The organism is Stenotrophomonas sp. 28608_Sma, from assembly GCF_056486185.1.
Genome location: NZ_CM151308.1, coordinates 1504760 through 1525162, shown reverse-complemented (window position 1 = coordinate 1525162; position 20403 = coordinate 1504760). Strand labels below are relative to the sequence as shown.

The following is a 20403-nucleotide window of genomic DNA, read 5'->3' as shown; positions in this document are numbered from 1 at the left end:
CGCGCTCTTCTTGTTTTTGGGGGTTGGTCGTGAAGAGCGTTTGCGCCTTCGCTGATCCGTGGGTGAGTCGGGGGGCCAGGGCGTGCAGGACACGCCGTAAACCCTTCCTTGGGGGCTCGGCCACGGCATCCATGCCGTGGACGGTCCTGCACGCCCTGGCCCACCGCCTCTCGACAGTTCATCGGGGGCGCGGTGGGGTCATGAAAGGCAGGAGCAAAGGCAAGAGCGTTTGTAGAGCCCCGGCCGTCATATCGGTGCGCAGATCCGGGGTCTCCGGGGGTCTCCCGGACCGTGGCCAACCCCGTGAAACCCTTGTCAGAACGTGATCCAGGACACCTCTGTCATGGTCGTAATACGGCTGTAACAAAAACATCATTTCATAGCCGCATCCGCCGACGCCGTCGGCTCTTCCCCGCTATGGAGTGACCATGAAACTGCACTCGGCCGGCCTTGCCGCCCTTTCCCTGGCCATCGCCCTGGGCCTGTCGGCCTGCGGTGGCGACAAGCAGGCCGCGCAGCAGCCGGCTGCCGACGGTGCCGCCGCCCCGGCCGCTGCCGGTGCCAAGGTGACCGCCGAAGTGTCCGGCGCGGGCGCGTCCTTCATCTTCCCGCTGGTCTCCAAGTGGTCGGCTGACTACAACACCAGCACCGGCGCCAAGATCAACTACCAGTCGATCGGCTCCGGTGGCGGCATCGCCCAGATCAAGGCCGGCACCGTCGACTTTGGCTCCTCCGACAAGCCGCTGAGCAGCGAAGAGCTGGCCCAGGCCGGCCTGGCCCAGTTCCCGTCCGCCATCGGCGGCGTGGTGCCGGTGGTCAACATCGAAGGCCTGGAAACCGGCAAGCTGCGCCTCAGCGGCGCCCTGCTGGCCGACATCTTCCTGGGCAAGGTCAAGACCTGGAACGACCCGGCCATCGTCGCCGCCAACCCGGGCGTGAAGCTGCCGGACGGCAAGATCACCCTGGTCCACCGTTCGGACGGTTCGGGCACCACCTTCAACTTCTCCAACTACCTGTCCAAGGTCAGCCCGGAGTGGAAGAGCAAGGTCGGCGAAGGCACCTCGGTGCAGTGGCCGGACGGCGTCGGTGGCAAGGGCAATGAAGGCGTCGCTTCCTACGTGAAGCAGATCAAGGGCTCGATCGGCTACGTCGAACTGGCTTACGCGCTGCAGAACGGCATGCCGTACACCGCCATGCAGAACGCGGCCGGGAACTGGGTCGAGCCGAGCGCGGAAACCTTCGCCGCCGCGGCCGCCAGCGCCGACTGGGCCAGCGCCAAGGACTTCAACCTGGTCATCACCAACGCTCCGGGCGAGCAGGCGTGGCCGATCACCGCCACCAACTTCATGCTGATGCAGAAGAAGCCGAAGGATGCCAAGCGCAACCAGGACACCCTGGCCTTCTTCAAGTGGGCCTTCGAAAACGGCCAGGCGCAGGCCAACGAGCTGCACTACGTGCCGCTGCCGGCCGAACTGGTCAAGCAGATCGAGGCCTACTGGGCGACCGACCTGAAGTGATGGACACGACGGTGCCCGCCCCACGCGGGCACCGCTTCTTCCACGCCGTGCCGCCCCGCCCCTTCCTGGCCCTGCCGTCCCCATGAATGCCATCGCCCAGCCTGTAGCCGCCCCGTCCACGCGTGATGCGCGTGATGCCCGCAACGACAAACTGTTCCGATGGGTGCTGGTCGGCACCGTCATCTTCGTCCTGATCGCCCTGGCCTGCGCCGCGCTGTCGATGCTGTGGGGCGGCCGCCATGCCCTGCAGATGCAGGGCCTGAGCTTCTTCTTCTCCGCCGACTGGAATCCGGTCGAAAACAAGTTCGGTGCGCTCGCCCCGATCTACGGCACCCTGGTCACCGCCGTCATCGCGATGGTCATCGCCGTGCCGGTCAGCTTCGGTATCGCCTTCTTCCTCACCGAAGTCGCGCCGCGCTGGCTGCGTGGCCCGGTCGGTACCGCCATCGAACTGCTGGCCGGCATTCCCTCGATCATCTACGGCATGTGGGGCCTGTTCGTGCTGGTGCCGGTGATGACCGAGTACGTCACCCCGTTCCTCAACGAGACCCTGGGCGAATGGCCGATCATCGGCCCGATGTTCCAGGGCCCGCCGCTGGGCATCGGCATGCTCACCGCCGGTTTCGTGCTGGCCATCATGGTCATTCCGTTCATTTCCTCGGTGATGCGCGAAGTGTTCCTGACCGTACCCACCCGCCTGAAGGAGTCGGCGTACGCGCTGGGCTCCACCAAGTGGGAAGTGAGCTGGGACATCGTGCTGCCCTACACCCGCTCGGCAGTGATCGGCGGCATCTTCCTCGGCCTCGGCCGCGCCCTTGGCGAGACGATGGCGGTGGCCTTCGTGATCGGCAACAGCGTGCGCCTGTCGCCGTCGCTGCTGGAACCGGGCACCACCATCGCCGCGCTGATCGCCAACGATTTCGGCGAAGCCACTGAAACCTATCGCTCGGCCCTGCTGCTGCTCGGCTTCGTCCTCTTCATCGTCACCTTCGTGGTGCTGGCCATCGCCCGCCTGATGCTGATGCGCCTGTCCCGCAAGGAGGGCAACTGATGTCCACCACCGCTGATTCGCTGTACCTGCGCCGTCGCATCGGCAATGTCGTTGCGATCACCGCCTCCTGCGCCACCGCCCTGTTCGGCCTGTTCTTCCTGGGCTGGATCCTGTTCACCCTGGCCTCCAAGGGCCTGGCCGGCATCAACTGGGATCTGTTCACCAAGATGACGCCGCCGCCGATGCAGGAAGGCGGTCTCGCCAACGCCTTCTTCGGCAGTGCGGTGATGTGTGCGCTGGCGATCGGCATCGGCACCCCGCTGGGCGTGCTGGCCGGCACCTGGCTGGCCGAGTACGGCAACGCCCGCAAGGCCGGCACCGTGGTCCGCTTCGTCAACGACATCCTGCTGTCGGCCCCATCCATCGTGCTTGGCCTGTTCGTCTACACGCTGTACGTGATGCAGACCGGCGGCAACTTCTCGGCGTTCGCCGGTGCACTGTCGCTGGCCTTCATCGTGCTGCCGGTGGTGGTGCGCACCACCGACGAGATGCTGCGCCTGGTGCCCTCGCAGATGCGTGAGGCAGCCCTGTCGCTGGGTATCCCGCAGTGGAAGGTGATCGTGCAGGTGCTGTACCGCAGTGCCTCGGCCGGCATCATCACCGGCATCCTGCTGGCGCTGGCCCGCATCTCCGGCGAGACCGCACCGCTGCTGTTCACTGCCTTCGGCAACCAGTACTGGAACAACAACATCTTCCAGCCGATGGCCTCGGTGCCGGTGGTGATGAACCAGTTCGCCGGCAGCCCGTATGAATCCTGGCAGGTGCTGGCCTGGGCCGGTGCCCTGGTGCTGACTGTCTTCGTGTTGCTGGTCAGCCTTGCCGCCCGCGGCATCCTGCTGCGCAACCGTATCTCCCATGACTGACCTTTCCGTGGATAACGCCATGAACGACCTTTCCAACGCCGTGCCGATGCAGCGCATCGCCGTGCCGTCCTCGCACGAGAGCCTGCACACGCCGTCGCCGGTGAAGCTGGCTGCGCGTGGACTGGACTTCTACTACGACAAGTTCCATGCCCTGAAGGGCATCAACCTGGAGATCCCGGAAAAGCGCGTGACCGCGCTGATCGGTCCCTCCGGCTGCGGCAAGTCGACCCTGCTGCGCATCTTCAACCGCATCTACGCGCTGTACCCGAAGCTGGAGGCGCGTGGTGAAGTGCTGCTGGACGGCGAGAACATCCTGTCGCCGAAGTACCCGATGAACCGCCTGCGCAGCAAGGTCGGCATGGTGTTCCAGAAGCCGGTGCCGTTCCCGATGACCATCTTCGAGAACGTGGCCTACGGCATCCGCCACCACGAGAAGCTGAGCAAGGCCGACATGGCCGACCGCGTCGAGCAGGCGCTGCGCCAGGGCGCACTGTGGGACGAAGTGAAGGACAAGCTGGGGCAGAGCGCACTGGGCCTGTCCGGTGGCCAGCAGCAGCGCCTGTGCATCGCCCGTGCCGTGGCCCTGCGCCCGTCGGTGCTGCTGCTGGACGAGCCGACCTCGGCGCTGGATCCGATCTCGACCAGCCGCATCGAGCAGCTGGTGGAAGAGCTCAAGCACGAGTACACCATCGTCATCGTCACCCACAACATGCAGCAGGCCGCGCGCGTGTCCGACTACACCGCCTTCATGTACCTGGGCGACCTGATCGAGCACGACCGCACCGAAGTGATCTTCTCGCAGCCGTCGCAGCGGCAGACCGAGGATTACATCACCGGTCGCTTCGGCTGAAACGTCAGTCGAGTTACAGCTAACGTCAGTCGAGCGTGGCTCGACTCTACGGATAACGTCAGTCGAGCATGGCTCGACTCTACAGAGTGGAATGAACATGAATCTTCCCAACGACCACATCGTCAAGAGCTACGACGAAGAACAGCAGCGGCTGGTGGCCGAAATCGTGCGCATGGGCGAGATGGCCGTCGCTCAGCTCGAAGCGGCGATGGACGTGATCGAGAAGCGCGACGAGAACGCCGCCCATCGCATCATCGCCAACGACGAAGCGATCGATGCGCTGGAGCAGCAGATCAGCCATGACGTGATGCGCCTGGCGCTGCGTGGGCCGATGGCGCGCGACCTGCGCGAGATCCTGGCCGGCCTGCGCATCCCGGCCGACATCGAGCGCATCGGCGACTATGCGGCCAACGTTGCCAAGCGTTCGATCGCGCTGGGCAAAGTGCCGCCGCTGCCACAGATCCAGGGCCTGCGGGCGCTGGGTCGCCTGGCCGCGCAGCAGGTGCGCCGCGCCATTGCCGCCTACCGCGACAACGATGCCGACGCTGCGCTGGCGCTGCGCGAGGACGACGCCCGCCTGGACGCGCAGTACACCGCGCTGTTCCGCGAGCTGCTGACCTACATGATGGAAGACCCGCGCAACATCACCCCGTGCACCCATCTGTTGTTCATGGCCAAGAACCTGGAGCGCGTGGGCGACCACGCCACCAACATCGCCGAGAACGTGTGGTTCCTGGTGCACGGTGAGCAGCCGCTGCCGCCGCGTGAAAAACGCGACGAGACCTCCAGCACCGACCAGATCTGATACCGCACTGCAACACCGGAGTTGACTCCAAGGTGGCCGCTGTCCTGCTGACAGCGGCCTTTTTGTTATGGGCGTTCTGGCCGCCGGTCTCCCCCTCTGTAACAAATCTCACGAAAATTTGAGTTCTTGGCGAGGATTCGTTGAGTAGGATCGCTGCACCATCGATTCACCCCGGGCACCTGCCCTCCACCTAGGAGTAAGACCGATGAGCAGTTCCAACAAGACCCTGTCCCTGCTGACCGCTACGGCCCTGGCCGCCGGCCTGGGCATGACCGCCAGTGCCTCGGCCCTGAGCATGAGCGACCTGGCCCAGGGCTACCTGGTGGCTGGCCAGGCGGCAAAGGCTGCCGATACCAAGCACGCCGAAGGCAAGTGCGGCGCCGACGGCAAGACCGCTGAAGGCAAGTGCGGCGGTGACAAGGGCAAGGCTGCCGAAGGCAAGTGTGGCGAAGGCAAGTGCGGTGCCGACAAGGGCAAGGCTGCTGGTGCAGCCGCTGCCAAGACAGGCGACAAGAAGTCGGCTGAAGGCAAGTGCGGCGAAGGCAAGTGCGGTGGCAAGCACTGACGTCCGCGCCAGCCTCGTCCACCCGCGGTCGCCGCTTCGTGCGGCGGCCGCCGGGTTGGGCCTGCGCCGGGCGCTGCTACAGGACCTGCGTGACGCCCCGGCAGGCGACTTCGATTTCCTCGAATGCGCGCCGGAGAACTGGATCCATGTCGGTGGTCCCGCCGGGGATGCACTGGCCGAACTGGCGCAGCGCCATCCGTTGAGTTGCCACGGCCTGTCGTTGTCGCTGGGCGGCAGCGCGCCGCTGGATACGCAGCTGCTGGAACAGGTCGGCCAGTTCCTGGAAAAGCACCGCGTGCCGCTGTACAGCGAGCACCTGAGCTACTGCAGCGATGACGGTCACCTGTACGACCTGCTGCCGATTCCGTTCACCGACGAAGCCGTGCGCCACACTGCGGCACGCATCGCTCACGTGCAGGATCTGCTGGGCCGCCGCATTGCAGTGGAGAACGTGTCCTATTACCTGGCACCGGAACCGGCGATGGACGAACTGGCCTTCACCAATGCGGTGCTTGCCGAAGCCGACTGCGATCTGCTGCTGGACGTCAACAACGTCTACGTCAACGCCTGCAACCACGGCTACGATGCCGACACCTTCATCGCCGGGCTGCCCGCAGAGCGCGTCGTCTGCCTGCACGTGGCCGGGCACCTGGACGAGGCGCCGGACCTGAAGATCGATACCCATGGCAGCGCGGTGATCGACCCGGTCTGGGAGCTGCTGGCGCGTACCTACGCGCGCATCGGCCCACGCCCCACCCTGCTCGAGCGCGATTTCAACTTCCCCCCATACGCCGAGCTGCAGGGCGAACTGCAGACCATCCGCCGCCTGCAGGCGACGCACGGGGGGACTGCACATGACTGACGCTCGCGGCACCCTGCGCGCGCAGCAGCATGCGTTCACTGCCCATCTGCGCGATCCGCAGGGCGTGCCACCGCCGGCTGGGCTGGAGGCACGCCGGGTCACGGTGTACCAACGGCTGCTGTTCAACAATCTGCTCGGCCTGTTGAGCAACGGCTTCCCGGTCTGCGTGCGCCTGCTCGGCGAGCCCGCCTGGAGCGACCTGGTGCGCCACTACTTCGCCACCCATCGCTGCCAGACACCGCTGTTCACCGAACTGGCCGCCGAATTCGTGCAGTGGCTGCGGGCACAGCCGCAGCTGCCGCACCCGGCGTTGGCCGAACTCGCTCATTACGAGTGGGTGGAGACCGCGCTGTACCAGTTGCAGGCCGAGCCGCTGCCGGCACCCGGCGACATCGATCCGCTGCAGGTACCGCTGCAGCGCTCACCCCTGGCGTGGCCGCTGCTGTACCAGTGGCCGGTGCATCGACTCGGTGCCGAGGATGCGCCAATGCAGCCGCCGGCGGAACCGACCGGCCTGCTGGTCCGCCGCGAGGCCGATGGCGAAGTGCGCTTCGCCGTGCTCAGCCCGCTGGCGGTATACCTGCTGTCCAGCGTCGGCGAACGACCCGGCCTCGATGGACATGCCTATCTGCGGCAATTGGCCGCTGCGAACGGCCTGGCTGAGGAAGCGCTGGCCGGGCCCGGTGCCGCGCTGCTGCAGCAGTTCCTGCAGGCCGGCGTGATCGGCCCGCTCACAGTCCCTGGCTGACGCCCCTTCCCCCACGGAGAACCACCGATGAACCTTCCGACCCTGGCCGCCACGCGTGGCCAGCTGGACCGTCTCGCCCCCTGGTTGGCCCCGCTCGGCCTGCGCCTGCTGCTGGCCTGGGAATACTTCGAATCCGGCCGCGAGAAACTGCGCGGCCAGAACTGGTTCGCCGACCTGCAGGACGCTTTCCCGTTCCCGTTCGACCAGCTGCCGGCCACCCTGAACTGGCAGCTTGCCACCTGGTTCGAGCTGATTGGCGCGGCCTGCCTACTGGTTGGCTTCGGCACCCGGTTTGCCGCCGCCAGCCTGCTGGTGCTGACCGTAGTGGCCACCTATGCGGTGCATTGGCCGATGGAGTGGAACTCGCTGGCCGACCTGGCCATGGGCTACGCGATCACTGACCAGGGCTTCGGCAACTTCAAGCTGCCAGTACTGTTCATGGCGATGCTGCTGCCGCTGATCTTCACCGGCGCCGGCAGGCTGAGCGTGGATGCGTGGTTGGCGCGGTGGTCTCCCTCGGCCACGCCTGCACGGCCAGCAGTCCGGTAATCGCCAAACCTGGTCGGCGCACCGTGTGCCAACCAAGGTTGGCACCTACCGGAATCCTGAGCGCGCGGTGCCCCGGTAGGTGTCGACCTTGGTCGACACACGCCCGCGCAGGGAACGCATGCACCGAAGGCTGGCCGGGCGCTCAGGGTCGCTCTGCTAGAATTCACGCATGACTGACCCCACCCCCGCACCTGCCGCCGCTCCCGATTCCGCAGTCCCCCAGGCGCAGCGCGCGATGTCACAACGCTTCCGCGGCTTCCTGCCGGTGGTGGTGGACGTGGAAACCGGCGGCTTCGACAGCCAGCGCAACGCACTGCTGGAAATCGCCGCCGTGCCGATCGAGATGGACGAGAACGGCCTGCTCTACCCCGGCCAGACCGCCAGCGCCCACGTGGTGCCGGCCGAGGGCCTGGAGATCGACCCGAAATCACTGGAAGTGACCGGCATCATCCTCGACCATCCGTTCCGGCTGGCCAAGGAAGAGAAGGCCGCGCTGGACCACATCTTCACCCCGGTGCGTGCGGCGATGAAGAAATACGGCTGCCAGCGCGCGATCCTGGTCGGCCACAACGCCCATTTCGACTTGGGCTTCGTCAACGCAGCGGTGGCGCGGACCGGCCACAAGCGCAACCCGTTCCATCCGTTCAGCGTGTTCGACACGGTCACCCTGGCCGGCATCGCCTACGGGCAGACCGTGCTGGCGCGTGCGGCCACCGCCGCCGGGCTGGGCTGGGATGCCAACGAGGCACACAGCGCGGTGTACGACACCGAGCAGACCGCGCGGTTGTTCTGCACCATCGCCAACGCCTGGCCACGGTAAGGCAGCCAACGGCGCAACCGCATCCACGCAGTGCGGACCAACGGTCCGCACCCACCACTCACCGGACGGTAGATCCATGCCATGCGTGGATGCAATCAACCGATGCTCGTTCGATCCCGGCCATCGCTCTTGGCGCGGTACAACGCGCGGTCGGCACGCTGGTACAGCAGTGCCGGGGTGCGGTCGTCGGCATCCAGCTCCACCAGCCCTGCGCTGAAGGTCACGCGCAGGCCGTCCACGCCGGCCCAGTCGGGGTGGTCATGGAACAGACCGCGCAGGCGCGCGCACAGCTGTGCGGCTTCCTCCAGGCGGGTGTCGTTGAGCAGCAGCGCAAACTCTTCGCCACCGGTCCGCGCCGGCAGGTCCGAATCGCGGCTGGCGGCGGCGATCAACCGCGCCACCTGCACCAGCACCTCATCACCGATGCTGTGGCTGTGGCGATCGTTGACGTCCTTGAAGTGGTCGATATCCAGCACCACCAGGCACAGCGGATGACCGCTGCGCTGCGAACGCGCGAAGTCACGCGCCAGCGTTTCATCGAATGCACGGCGGTTGGCCAGGCCAGTCAGTGCATCCTCGCGGGCCTGCCGTTCGAATGCCTCGGCCTGGCGTGCGAGGCGCTCGGCCAGTTCGGTCTTTTCCTGGTTCAGCGCCTGCAGGTGCACGGTCTTGGCCTGCAGGTCGAAAGTGGCCTCGTCCACACGCCGCGCCAGGCGCAGGTTGCTGGCCTTCAGCTGCTGCAACAGCAACCGGTACAGCGCCACCAGCGCGGCCAGCAGCAACAGTCCACCCAGCACCTGCACGCTGCGTCGCTGCCACCAGAACGGCTCCACGGTGAAGCTCCATACCGCTTCCTGCTGGCCCCAGCTGCCACTCGGATGGGCAGCGGCCACGTGCAGGGTGTAGTCGCCCGGCGGCAGGCCAACGAACTCCACGCTGCGCTGCGGGCCGCGTTCGACCCACCCCGTATCCAGGCCGTCCAACCGCGTGCGGTAGCGGATCCGGTCAGACATCAGGTAGCTCAGGCCGACATAACTCACCGCCAAGCGGCGGCCGCCGGGAATGTAGTTGCGGTCTGGGCCTTCCCAATGCACCGGTGCGCCATCCACCTGCACGCTTTCAATCGCTGCCGGCGGTGAAAGACGCTCGCGGAAACGCTGCAGGCGTTGCGGATCGACGGTGCTCAGGCCTCCGGCGGTGACCACCCAGAACGTGCCGTCCTGGCGCAGGATCGCCGATGGCCCGGAGCTGCCGTTGGCCTGCGCGTTGGCCATGCCGTCAATCTCGTTGTAGCGCTCCACCACCACCCGGGGTGCGCGGCCATCGGCCACGGCGTTGAGGGTGGCCATGTCGGTGCGCAGCACGCCGCGGTTGCTGCTGATCCACACGTTGCCAAGGCGATCCGGCACCAGTTGGAACACCGCATCCACCGGCATGCCCTGCTCCAGCCCCACCCGTGCCAGCGTGCCGTTGCGCCAGCGGTACAGGCCACGGTCGCTGCTGATCCACATCGCGTCACCCAGCTGATGGAAGCCGAACACGCTGCGGCCACCGCCCATCGGCGCGAGGTCGATCGACTGCACGTGATCGCCGCGCAGTACGCGGATGCCCTCGATGGTGCCGATCCACAGGTTGCCCTGGTGATCGTGCTCAAGCGCGGTGATCAGGCCGCTGGGCATGCCCGCAACGCTTGATACCTGCACGCGGTCGCCGTCGATGCGGACCACGCCCTTCTGGGTGCCGGCCCAGACCACACCCTGCGGGTCCACGCTGATCGCGCGGATGTTGCCGCCCGGCATGCCATCGGCGGCGGCATAGTTGTGCCGCAGCCGGCCATCGGGGCCAAGACGGTAGACGCCATCACCGAACGTTCCGACCCACAGGTCACCGTCCGGGCCCTGCGCCAGGCTGAGCACCGAAGGTGCCTTGCCGCCGCGGTTGTGCAGCGGCATCGCGCGGAAGCGGCCATCAGCAGCCTGCAGGTCGAGGCCGCTGGCACTGCCGACCCACAGCTGGCGATCGCGGTCCTCGAACACGGTGCGCACATAGTCGCCACTGAGGCCATCGCGCTCGGTGTAGCTGCTGAACAGTGTTTCGCGCAGGCGGTACAGGCCACCGTTGGCACCCACCCAGATGCTGCCCTCGGCATCCTCGCGCAGGCTGACCACGCGCCCACCCGGCAGGTTCAGGCCCGCCGGCAGGCGCTCCAGGCCATGCGCTGAGATCCGCAGCAGGCCCTGGTTCTCGGTGCCCAGCCACAGGTCACCATGGCGATCCTGCAGCATCGAGGTCAGGTGCAGCTGCCCCGGCAGGCGGTGCATCAGCACCAGCTGATCATCCTCCACCCGGTACAGGCGCTCGCCAGCGACGATCCACAGCGCGCCATCCGGAGCGCGGTACGGCCACGACAGGCCACTGCCGGCGCCCAGCCCCCACGCCGCGGGCGCCCGCTTGAGCACGCCATCGTTGTCGCGCAGCACCAGTCCATCCAACGTGCCGGCCCAGACCCGGTCCTGCGCATCGACCACCAGCTTGGTGAAGCTCATCGCCATCGGCAGGTCGGCGGCCGGAGCCTGGTAGACAATGCCGGTGTCCGGCGTCAGATAGCCGATGCCCTTGCCTTCATACAGCAGCCACAGGCGGCCCTGGCTGTCCATCTGCATGGACTGGATCAGGACCTGCGGGGTATCGGCCTGGTGCTCCCAGACACGCCACTGGCCATCGTTGCCGCGATGGCTGACATTGCCCCGCGAATCACTGATCCACAGCCCACCCTGGCGGTCGACGAACAACGCGCCGATGCCGTTGTCGCGCAGTCCCGGCCGGGTACTGCGGTCGAACACGGTGAAATCCAGGCCGTTGTAACGCACCAGGCCTTCCCAGGTGGCGAACCAGAGGTGGCCTTCGGGGGTCTGCGCGATGTCGCGCAGCGAGTTGTGCGGCAGGCCGTTGCGCGACGTCCATACATCAATGGCGTAGTCGCGCAGTGGCGGAGCCCCCTCCTGCGCTGCCACCGGCAGTGCAAGGGCCAGCAGCAGCCACAGCAGGCCCTGTCGCAGCCATCGACCGATATCTGATCCGCAGCGCTCCACCCAGCGCCCGATGTCCCCCTGTCCGGCCATCAGTGCAGCGGCGGCGGCCAGGCAGGGCTGCCGGGCCTGGCAGCATGCGGGAACTGCCGGGCAGCGCGGGACGGCATGCCGGCGGGAACGGGCTGGCTCATCGGGGGGGAACTGGGAAGATGCGCAGATGATAGGCCAAACCCGGCCCACGGCGTCACCATCGCCAGCCGCGAAGGCTCAGCCCGCGCGGCCCGGCGGCGTCACCTGTGCACTGGCCGGCCACTGCACTACCGCCTCCAGCCCGCCTTCGACGCGGTTGCGCAGCCACAGCCGCGCCCCGTCTTTCTCAGCCAGGGCGCGGGCGATGGTCAGGCCCAGACCCGCGCCGCCGGTTTCGCGCGAACGCGAGGTTTCCACCCGCACGAACGGGTCGAACACGGCTTCCAGCTGATCCTCGGCCAGGCCCGGGCCGTCATCGGCCACCACCACGGTGATCGCGCCACCACTACGCTCGACCCGTACCCGCACCCGGTAGGCATACATCACCGCGTTGTCCACCAGGTTGGAAAACAGGCGATGCATGGCCAGCGGACGCAACATCAACACCGCTCCGCTGCCACCTTCGAAGACGACATCACCGCCGCCCTCGGCCGTGTCCTCAACGATGCTCTCCAGCAGCGAATCCAGGTCCAGTGCGGCGCGCTGCTCGGCGCTCTCCGCGCTGCGCGCCAGCTCCAGGCCTTCGCGCACCAGCGCCTGCATCGCGGCCAGATCGCCGATCAGGCGCTCGCGCAGCACCTCGTCGCTGACATTCTCCAGGCGCAGGCGCAGCCGGGTCAGCGGGGTCTGCAGGTCATGGGTGATCGCCGCCAGCATCTGCGTGCGCTCGGCCAGGTGCCGCTGCAGGCGATGCTGCATGGCGTTGAAGGCTTCGGCGGCGCGCTGCACTTCGCGCGGGCCGCGCAGCGGCAGTGGATCGCGCTGCAGGTCGTCGCCCAGGTCTTCGGCGGCTGCGGCCAGTTCCTGCAGCGGCGCGCTGGCCATGCGCGCGACGATATAGGCCAGCACCGCGATCGCCAGCACCAGCAGGGTCAGGAACCACGGGTCCACGGCGAGGATGCCGTTGTGTGCCACCGCCGGCGAATCCAGCGCCAGCTTCAGCAGCGTGCCGTCGTTGAGGGTCACGTCGACCGCACGGCACTTGGGCGGGATGAACGCCGGATCACGTTCGCGCGGATGCTTGCGATGCCCCGGTGGCGGCGGGGGCAGCAGGTCCTGCAGCTTGGGAATGCAGGAGCGGAACGAAGCGAAGTGCACATGCGCGCGTGCGACCGGGCCGGGCCGGTCATCGAGTACTTCCATCAACGCGGTATCGGCCCGCCCCAGGCGTGCGCCGGGTTGCAGCGCACGTACGCTCGGCCCACCGATTTCGAGCAGGCGCTCGCGCAGTTCGGGGTTGCCGTCGAGCAGGTTGACGTAGCCCTGGAGGCGGTCGGCGATGCGGTTCAGGTTCTGCCGCTCGAACTCCTGCTGGCGCTTGGAGGTGGCCAGCATGGTCGCGCCGATCGCGGCCACGCTCATGCCCAGCAGCAGGATCACGAACAACCGCCCGACCATCGAGGACAGGAAATGGCGCAGGCGCTTCATCGCGGCTTATTCCAGGTTCACCGAGGAGGCCAGTACATAGCCTTCGTTGCGAACGGTCTTGATCAGTCCGTCCGGGCCACCGTCGTCGCCCAGCTTGTTGCGCAGCCGGCTGACCTGCAGATCAATGGCGCGGTCCTGTGCCTCGTAGTTGCGGCCGCTGCTGAGCGCGACCAGCTGCTCGCGCGACAGCACCTTGTTGGCGTGGGCGATGAACACCCGCAGCAGGCGGAACTCGGCGCCGGACAGCACCACCACGCGATCGTCCGGGTCCACCAGGTGGCGATGCTCCAGATCGAACACCCAGCGCGAGAAGCGCGCACGGCGCACCGCCAGCGGCTCCAGGTTCGCCGGCAGCGCCTCGGTCCGGCGCAGCACGTTGCGGATGCGTGCCAGCAGCTCGCGCGGTTCGAACGGCTTGGCCAGGTAGTCGTCGGCGCCCATTTCCAGGCCCAGCACGCGGTCGATCGGCTCGGCACGCGCGGTCAGCATGATCACCGGTGTGTTCGAGCGCGCGCGCAGGTCGCGGCACAGGGTCAGGCCATCCTCGCGCGGCAGGTTGAGGTCGAGCACGATCAGGTCCACGTGTTCGCGGTCCAGCAGCTGGCGCATGGCGGTGCCGTCTGCGGCCGTGCTCACCTGGTAGCCGGCCCGGCCGAGCTGTTCGGCCAGCAGGGTGCGGATGTCGTTGTCGTCGTCGACGATCAGCAGTCGATGCATCGTGTTTTCAGTCTCCATGTCGCGATCATCCCGTGTCGGCAGCTGAACCGCATCCGGGGCAATGCGTACCAGTGTATCCACCCATGGGCGGGATACCTGTGGTTACGCGTATTCACCGACAGTGTTACATAGAGACATACCCCGAGGATTGAGCCGCCCATCGCCCGGTCTTCACAATGCCCACCAACGCCGCCACCGCGGCCCCGAGAGTGAAGCCACGACGTGACGTTCCGCCTGCTGCCCGCGACCCGCCGGGGTCGCCTGATACTGATCGCCCTGCTCGCCCTTGCCGTTGCCGCAGCCGCCTGGTGGCTGCTGCGCAAGCCCGCCGCCCCGGCGGTGGCGACCACGCCGGTCAGCCGTGGTGACATCGAGCAGACGGTGGAGGCCACCGGTGTGATCGACGCCTACAAGCTGGTCAGCGTCGGTGCCCAGGCCTCTGGCCAGATCAAATCGCTGAAGGTGCAGCTGGGCGATACCGTGAAGGAAGGCGACCTGATTGCCGAAATCGACGCCACCACCCAGCAGAACCAGGTGCTCAATGCGCAGGCCTCGCTGGACCAGGTCACCGCCCAGCGCGCCGTGCAGCAGGCCACCCTGCGCCAGGCCGAACTGGAATTCGCGCGCCAGCAGCAGATGCTGGCCGCCGAGGCCACCTCGCGCCAGGAGTACGATGCCGCCGAGGCGCAGCTGAAGACCGCCCGTGCCCAGCTGCAGTCCTACGAGGCGCAGATCAAGGGCCGCGAAACCGAGCTGGGCACCGCCCGCGCCAACCTGGCCTACACCCGCATCACCGCGCCGATGGACGGCACCGTGGTGGCGGTGGTGGCCGAGGAAGGTCGCACCGTGAACGCCAACCAGACCGCACCGACCATCGTCATGCTGGCACGGCTGGACGTGGTCACCGTCAATGCCGAGATCTCCGAGGCCGACGTGGTCAAGATCAAGGCAGGCATGCCGGTGTACTTCACAACGCTGGGCGATCCGGACCGCAAGTACCACGCCACGCTGCGCCAGATCAATCCGGCGCCGGCCTCGATCGCCAACGAGAGTTCGTCCAGTTCCAGCAGTTCGTCCAGTTCCAGTTCCAGCAGCGCGGTCTACTACAACGCGTTGTTCGACGTGGAGAATCCGGATGGCACCCTGCGCATCGACATGACCGCGCAGGTCTCGGTACTGCTGAAGCAGGCCAAGGGCGTGCTGATGGTGCCGGCGGTGGCACTGGGGCCGAAGCGCCGTGGCGACGAGCGCATGGTGCGGGTGCTGGACGACAAGGGCCAGCCGCAGCCGCGCAAGGTTACCGTGGGCATCAACAACGGCGCCTCGGCCGAGATCCTGTCGGGACTGAAGGAAGGCGAGCGCGTAGTGGTCGGCGAAGCCGGTGCGGCCGGTGCCAGCGCCGGCGGCGGCAACCGCGGCGGCATGCAGATGCGGGTCGGCGGCCCGGGCATGGGGCGCCGATGAGCACGACGGCGCCGCTGCTGCGCCTGCGCGACCTGCGACGCGAATTCCCGGCCGGCGACGATGTGATCGCCGTGCTGCGTGACGTCAACCTCGACATCCACGCCGGTGAGATGGTGGCCATCGTCGGCCAGTCCGGCTCAGGCAAGTCGACGCTGATGAACATCCTCGGCTGCCTCGATCGTCCCACCCGTGGCAGCTACCAGGTGGCCGGCCGCGAAACCGGGAAGATGGAGCCGGACGAGCTGGCCGAACTGCGCCGCGAGCATTTCGGCTTCATCTTCCAGCGCTACCACCTGTTGGGCGACCTCGATGCGCGCGGCAACGTGGAAGTGCCGGCGGTGTACGCCGGCAGCCCCGGCCCGGTGCGCAACGCGCGTGCCGAACAGCTGCTGCAGCGGCTGGGCCTGAGCGACCGCATGCACCACAAGCCGGGCCAGCTGTCCGGCGGCCAGCAGCAGCGCGTGTCGATCGCCCGTGCCCTGATGAACGGCGGCGAGGTGATCCTGGCCGACGAACCGACCGGCGCGCTCGACACGAAATCCGGCGAGGAAGTGATGGCGATCCTCGGCGAGCTGCACGCCGAAGGCCACACCATCATCATCGTCACCCACGACATGAGCGTGGCCGAACACGCGCAGCGGATCATCGAGATCCGCGACGGCGAGATCATCGCCGACCGCGCCAACCCGAATGCACCGACCTACCGCGCGCAGCGCGAGGCCAGCACCGGCGTCGCCCGCGGCAACAGCTGGCGGGCCGCGCGCGACCGCTTCACCGAAGCGTTCCGCATGGCGTTGCTGGCGATGAATGCACATCGGCTGCGCACCTTCCTGACCATGCTCGGCATCATCATCGGCATCGCCTCGGTGGTCTCGGTGGTGGCGCTGGGCAACGGCTCGCAGCAGCAGATCCTGCAGAACATCAGTGCGCTGGGTACCAATACCATCGACGTCTACCCCGGCCGCGGGTTCGGCGACATGCGCTCGGCCCGCGTGCAGACGCTCAAGGCCAGTGATGCCGATGCGCTGGCCCGGCAGAGCTACGTCGACAGCTCCACGCCCAGCGTATCGACCTCGGTCACCGCCCGTTACCGCAACCAGTCCTCTACCACCCAGGTCAGCGGCGTTGGCGAGCAGTTCTTCCGGGTCAAGGGCGTGACCCTGCTCAGCGGCAGCTTCTTCGACAGTGACGCGGTGAAGGGCCTCGGCCAGGTCGCGGTGATCGACGAGAACACCCAGACCCAGTTCTTCCCCGATACCGACCCGATCGGCCAGGTGATCCTGCTCGGCAACGTGCCGGCGCGCGTGGTCGGCGTGGCCAAGCGCCAGAGCTTCGGGTTCGGCGGCAGCACCAGCCTGAGCGTGTGGCTGCCGTACACCACGGTGATGTCGCGCATGCTCGGCCAGAGCCACGTGTCCAGCATCACCGTGCGCGTGGACGACGCCACGCCGATGGATGCGGCACAGGAAGCGATCACCCGACTGTTGACCATGCGCCATGGCACCGAGGACTTCTTCCTCAGCAACAGCGCCGAGATCCGCCAGACCATCGAGCAGACCACGCGCACGATGACCCTGCTGATCGGCGCCATCGCCGCCATCGCACTGCTGGTCGGTGGTATCGGTGTGATGAACATCATGCTGGTTTCGGTGACCGAGCGTACCCGCGAGATCGGCGTGCGCATGGCCGTCGGTGCACGGCAGAGTGATATCCGCCAGCAGTTCCTGATCGAAGCAGTGCTGGTGTGCCTGCTCGGCGGCGTGCTCGGCATCGGCCTGGCCCTGCTGCTGGGCTCGATGATCGGCCGCTTCGCCAGCGACTTCCAGGTGCTGTTCTCCACCGCCTCGATCGTCGCCGCCTTTGCCTGCTCGACCCTGATCGGCGTGGCGTTCGGTTTCCTGCCCGCGCGTAACGCCGCGCAGCTCGACCCGGTGGAGGCCCTGGCCCGCGAATGAAGATGATGACCCGACTGCCCTTCCCTGCCCCCTCGCGCCTGTTGCTGGCGGGCGCTGTACTGCTCGCCCTGTCCGGCTGCGCATCGATGGGCCGCTATCCGGTGCAGGCCCCCGACGTGGCGGCGACTTACGGTCGTGGCGACGCCACCCTCAATGCGCCCGCCGACGATCCGCGCAGCAGCCTGGATACTCCGGGCCGCGACATCCGCCAGGACACCTGGTGGACCGGTTTCGGCGATGAACGTCTCGACCGTCTGGTGGCGCAGGCGCTGGCCGCCAACAGCGATCTTGCCGCCGCTGGCCTGGCCGTGCAGCGTTCGCGCCTGCAGGCCGGCCTGGCCAGCAACGCGTTGTGGCCGCAGCCTTCGTCTTCAGGTGTGAGTGGTAGCGCCAGCCGCGCCACCGACCAGGCCGACGACTGGCGCCGCAGCTATTCCACCGGCGTCTCGCTGGGCTGGGAAGTGGACCTGTGGGGCCGCCTGCGCACCCAGCGCGACATCGCCCGCTGGGAAGCCGAGGCCAGCGAGGAAGACCGGCAGAACACCGCGCTGCTGGTGATCAGCGACACCATCAACCAATACTGGAACCTGGCCTATCTCAACCAGTCCATCGCCACCGGCCAGGCCAACCTGGAGCGGCTGGAACGTACCCGCGAACTGGTCCAGGCCCGCTTCGACGCCGGTGCAGTATCGCGCCTGGAAGTACGCCAGGCACTGCAGAACCTGCAGTCGCAGCGTTCCTCGCAGAGTGCGCTGGAACAGCAGCGGGTGGAGGCCCGCAATGCACTGACCGTGCTGCTGGACGGCACGCCCTGGCCGCAGCAGGACGAACCGCAGGACCTGCTCGGCGCACGCAGCCCCAGCATCGCGGAGGGCCTGCCGACCGACCTGCTCGGTCGCCGTCCCGACCTGCGCGCGGCCGAACTGCGCCTGCGCAACAGCCTGAAGACCATCAAGGTGACCGCTACCCAGTACTACCCGGCGCTGAGCCTGACCGGCAGCCTCGGCTCCAGTGCAACGTCGCTGGGTGACGTGCTGCGCAACCCGGTGGCCACGCTGGGCGCCGGCCTGTCGCTTCCGTTCCTCAACCTGCAGCGCGCGCAGCTGGATACCGATATCGCCGGCACCGCCTACCAGATCGCCGCGACCAATTTCCGCAAGACGCTGTACACCGCGCTCTCGGAAGTGGACAACGCGCTGTCGGCACGCGAGCAGCTGGCGCGCCAGGTAGCGGCCTCGCAGGCTTCGTACGACGAAGCGGTGGAAGTGGAACGGGCGCAGGAAGTGCGCTACCGCGTGGGTGCCACCGACCTGCGCACCTGGCTGGAAGCGCAGCAGACCCGGCGCGATGCCGAGCTGTCGCTGGCGCGCGTGCGCCAGGGCCAGCTGAACAACGACGTCACCTTGTTCAAGGCACTGGGCGGCAGCGCGGGGTGAGGCGGCAAGAGCGCCAACCAAGGTTGGCGACTACCTGGTGGGTGTCGACCTTGGTCGACACAGCCGCTGCTGCCGATCAACCGCGCTGGCGCACGGCCTCGAACAGGCTGACACCGGCCGCGACGGAGACGTTCAGGCTCTCGATCTCGCCCGGCATCGGGATCTTGACCAGGCCATCGCAGTTCTCGCGGGTCAGGCGGCGCAGGCCATCGGCTTCACCGCCCAGCACCAGGGCGATGTTGCCCTTCAGGTCCAGCTGGTACAGCGAGGCGGTGGCTTCGCCGGCCAGGCCGTAGATCCACACGCCCTGCTTCTGCAGGTCCTTCAGGCAGCGCGACAGGTTGGTCACCGCCACCACCGGGATCAGATCGGCGGCACCCGCCGAGGTCTTGCGCACGGTGGCATTGACCGTGGCCGACTTGTCCTTGGGGATGATCACGGCAGTGGCGCCGGCCGCGGCAGCCGAGCGCAGGCAGGCGCCCAGGTTGTGCGGATCCTGCACCTCGTCCAGCACCAGCAGCAGGGCCTTGCCCTCGGCTGCACTGACCAGGCCTTCCAGCTCGTTCTCGCTGTAGGTGCGGGCCGCTGCATAGCGCGCGGCCACGCCCTGGTGGCGTACCGAACCGCCGACACCGTCCAGCGCCTGGCTGTTCACCTTGCGCACGTCGATGCCCTTGCGGCGGGCGTTTTCCTCGATCTCGGTCAGGCGCGGGTTCTTCGCACCGGCCTCGACCAGCACTTCGCGGACGTTCTCGGCGTCGTTCTCGATGGAGGAGGCGACGGCGTTGACGCCGACAATCCACTGGCTGTTCTTGCTCATGCGGGCGGGGACCGGAAAGGGGGTGGCTATGGTAGAGCATCGGCGGGCCGGGCGCTGCGGCCGGCCCTCTGTAGCGCCGAGCCCATGCTCGGCGGGCGGCGGCCGATAAAGCCTGAACCCAGAGCAGCCGAGCGTGGGCTCGGCGCTACAGGTGGCTTATCGGCTGCGCGGCGGCCAGTGCGGGGTGTCGTGGTCGGGGTGCTGGTGGGACACGATGGTGGCCAGGAAATCCAGCGCCGCGATGTCCTCCTCGGTGCGCCGCGCCGGCAGGCTGGCCAGGCTGTCGACGAAGGGCAGCTTGCGTTCGACTCCGTACTGGATGGTCGGTGGCAGGCGTTCGGGTTGGTCAAAGGCACCAGCGGCCACGGCCACGCCGTCGGGGGCTTCATAGGTCAACGGGGTACCGCAGTCGGCGCAGAAGCCACGCCGCACCACGTTGGACGACTGGAAATAGCGCGGCTGGCCGCGGGTCCAGCTGAACTGCACGCCGCGCACCGACACCAGCGGCGCATAGTAGGCACCGAAGGCCTTCTGGCACATCCGGCAATGGCAGATCGAGCTGTCGGTCAGCTCGCCTCGCGCCTGGAAGCGGATCGCGCCGCACTGGCAGCCGCCGCTGTATTCGGGTTGGCCCTGCATGCGATGTCTCCTGGTGGTGCCGGCCGCTGGCCC

General features: G+C 67.6%; 18 protein-coding genes. 13 read left to right on the top strand and 5 right to left on the bottom strand.

Annotated features, from left to right (window positions below; translation table 11 throughout):
- The first annotated feature begins 428 nt into the window (after positions 1-428).
- The 10 genes from pstS (at position 429) to rnt (ending at position 8630) form a co-directional block, all read left to right on the top strand.
- Positions 429-1517: a phosphate ABC transporter substrate-binding protein PstS gene (pstS, locus tag ACZLHH_RS06935; RefSeq protein ID WP_107432512.1), complete on the top strand. Its 1089-nt coding sequence runs from the start codon at positions 429-431 to the stop codon at positions 1515-1517.
- A gap of 82 nt (positions 1518-1599) precedes the next feature.
- Positions 1600-2568 (top strand): phosphate ABC transporter permease subunit PstC, encoded by a 969-nt coding sequence (gene pstC, locus ACZLHH_RS06930; RefSeq protein ID WP_005412771.1) that lies wholly within the window; start codon positions 1600-1602, stop codon positions 2566-2568.
- A complete protein-coding gene (gene pstA / locus ACZLHH_RS06925) occupies positions 2568-3431 on the top strand; it encodes a phosphate ABC transporter permease PstA (protein WP_032127902.1) in 864 nt (287 codons plus the stop codon). Before pstC ends, pstA begins: the two co-directional genes overlap by 1 nt.
- A gap of 19 nt (positions 3432-3450) precedes the next feature.
- Entirely contained in the window at positions 3451-4281 is an 831-nt protein-coding gene (pstB, locus tag ACZLHH_RS06920) for a phosphate ABC transporter ATP-binding protein PstB (RefSeq protein WP_005408788.1), read from the top strand.
- Between the two features lie 91 nt (positions 4282-4372).
- On the top strand, positions 4373-5086 hold the full coding sequence (phoU, locus tag ACZLHH_RS06915) for a phosphate signaling complex protein PhoU (RefSeq protein ID WP_087943698.1): 714 nt from the start codon (positions 4373-4375) through the stop codon (positions 5084-5086).
- A gap of 205 nt (positions 5087-5291) precedes the next feature.
- Positions 5292-5651, top strand: coding sequence for an HvfA family oxazolone/thioamide-modified RiPP metallophore (locus ACZLHH_RS06910; protein WP_049421602.1), 360 nt, complete (start codon positions 5292-5294; stop codon positions 5649-5651).
- Entirely contained in the window at positions 5638-6513 is an 876-nt protein-coding gene (locus ACZLHH_RS06905; protein ID WP_049421603.1) for an HvfB family MNIO-type RiPP peptide maturase, read from the top strand. The genes ACZLHH_RS06910 and ACZLHH_RS06905 overlap by 14 nt, the downstream gene beginning before the upstream one ends.
- Complete coding sequence (locus ACZLHH_RS06900) at positions 6506-7261, top strand: HvfC family RiPP maturation protein (protein ID WP_049421604.1); 756 nt, start codon at positions 6506-6508, stop codon at positions 7259-7261. Before ACZLHH_RS06905 ends, ACZLHH_RS06900 begins: the two co-directional genes overlap by 8 nt.
- Positions 7262-7288: 27 nt before the next feature.
- The gene (locus tag ACZLHH_RS06895) at positions 7289-7810 is read left to right on the top strand and encodes an HvfX family Cu-binding RiPP maturation protein (RefSeq protein WP_180845036.1); all 522 of its coding nucleotides are present in this window, start codon (positions 7289-7291) and stop codon (positions 7808-7810) included.
- Positions 7811-7979: 169 nt separating this feature from the next.
- The gene (gene rnt, locus ACZLHH_RS06890) at positions 7980-8630 is read left to right on the top strand and encodes a ribonuclease T (RefSeq protein ID WP_014036542.1); all 651 of its coding nucleotides are present in this window, start codon (positions 7980-7982) and stop codon (positions 8628-8630) included.
- 95 nt (positions 8631-8725) lie between these two features.
- On the opposite strand, the gene ACZLHH_RS06885 is transcribed toward rnt, so the two are convergent.
- From ACZLHH_RS06885 to ACZLHH_RS06875, 3 genes are all read right to left on the bottom strand, one after another.
- Positions 8726-11752, bottom strand: a complete 3027-nt coding sequence (locus ACZLHH_RS06885; protein ID WP_180845037.1) for a two-component regulator propeller domain-containing protein — start codon at positions 11750-11752, stop codon at positions 8726-8728.
- A gap of 177 nt (positions 11753-11929) precedes the next feature.
- The gene (locus ACZLHH_RS06880; RefSeq protein ID WP_032127908.1) at positions 11930-13339 is read right to left on the bottom strand and encodes an ATP-binding protein; all 1410 of its coding nucleotides are present in this window, start codon (positions 13337-13339) and stop codon (positions 11930-11932) included.
- Positions 13340-13345: 6 nt separating this feature from the next.
- Positions 13346-14074 (bottom strand): response regulator, encoded by a 729-nt coding sequence (locus ACZLHH_RS06875; RefSeq protein ID WP_005408779.1) that lies wholly within the window; start codon positions 14072-14074, stop codon positions 13346-13348.
- Between the two features lie 204 nt (positions 14075-14278).
- Here ACZLHH_RS06875 and ACZLHH_RS06870 point away from each other — a divergent pair, with 204 nt between their 5' ends.
- The 3 genes from ACZLHH_RS06870 to ACZLHH_RS06860 are packed head-to-tail and all read left to right on the top strand — an operon-like array spanning position 14279 to position 18911.
- On the top strand, positions 14279-15520 hold the full coding sequence (locus ACZLHH_RS06870; RefSeq protein ID WP_032127909.1) for an efflux RND transporter periplasmic adaptor subunit: 1242 nt from the start codon (positions 14279-14281) through the stop codon (positions 15518-15520).
- Positions 15517-17475 carry a MacB family efflux pump subunit gene (locus tag ACZLHH_RS06865; RefSeq protein WP_180845038.1) on the top strand — a complete coding sequence of 653 codons (1959 nt, stop codon included), beginning with the start codon at positions 15517-15519 and terminating at the stop codon, positions 17473-17475. The genes ACZLHH_RS06870 and ACZLHH_RS06865 overlap by 4 nt, the downstream gene beginning before the upstream one ends.
- The gene (locus ACZLHH_RS06860; protein WP_049463608.1) at positions 17472-18911 is read left to right on the top strand and encodes an efflux transporter outer membrane subunit; all 1440 of its coding nucleotides are present in this window, start codon (positions 17472-17474) and stop codon (positions 18909-18911) included. The genes ACZLHH_RS06865 and ACZLHH_RS06860 overlap by 4 nt, the downstream gene beginning before the upstream one ends.
- Positions 18912-18987: 76 nt before the next feature.
- Here the strand turns inward: ACZLHH_RS06860 and rlmB are convergent, their stop codons facing one another.
- Positions 18988-19731, bottom strand: a complete 744-nt coding sequence (rlmB, locus tag ACZLHH_RS06855) for a 23S rRNA (guanosine(2251)-2'-O)-methyltransferase RlmB (RefSeq protein ID WP_164260955.1) — start codon at positions 19729-19731, stop codon at positions 18988-18990.
- 156 nt (positions 19732-19887) lie between these two features.
- Positions 19888-20370, bottom strand: coding sequence for a GFA family protein (locus ACZLHH_RS06850; protein WP_071228428.1), 483 nt, complete (start codon positions 20368-20370; stop codon positions 19888-19890).
- Between the last annotated feature and the right edge of the window lie 33 nt (positions 20371-20403).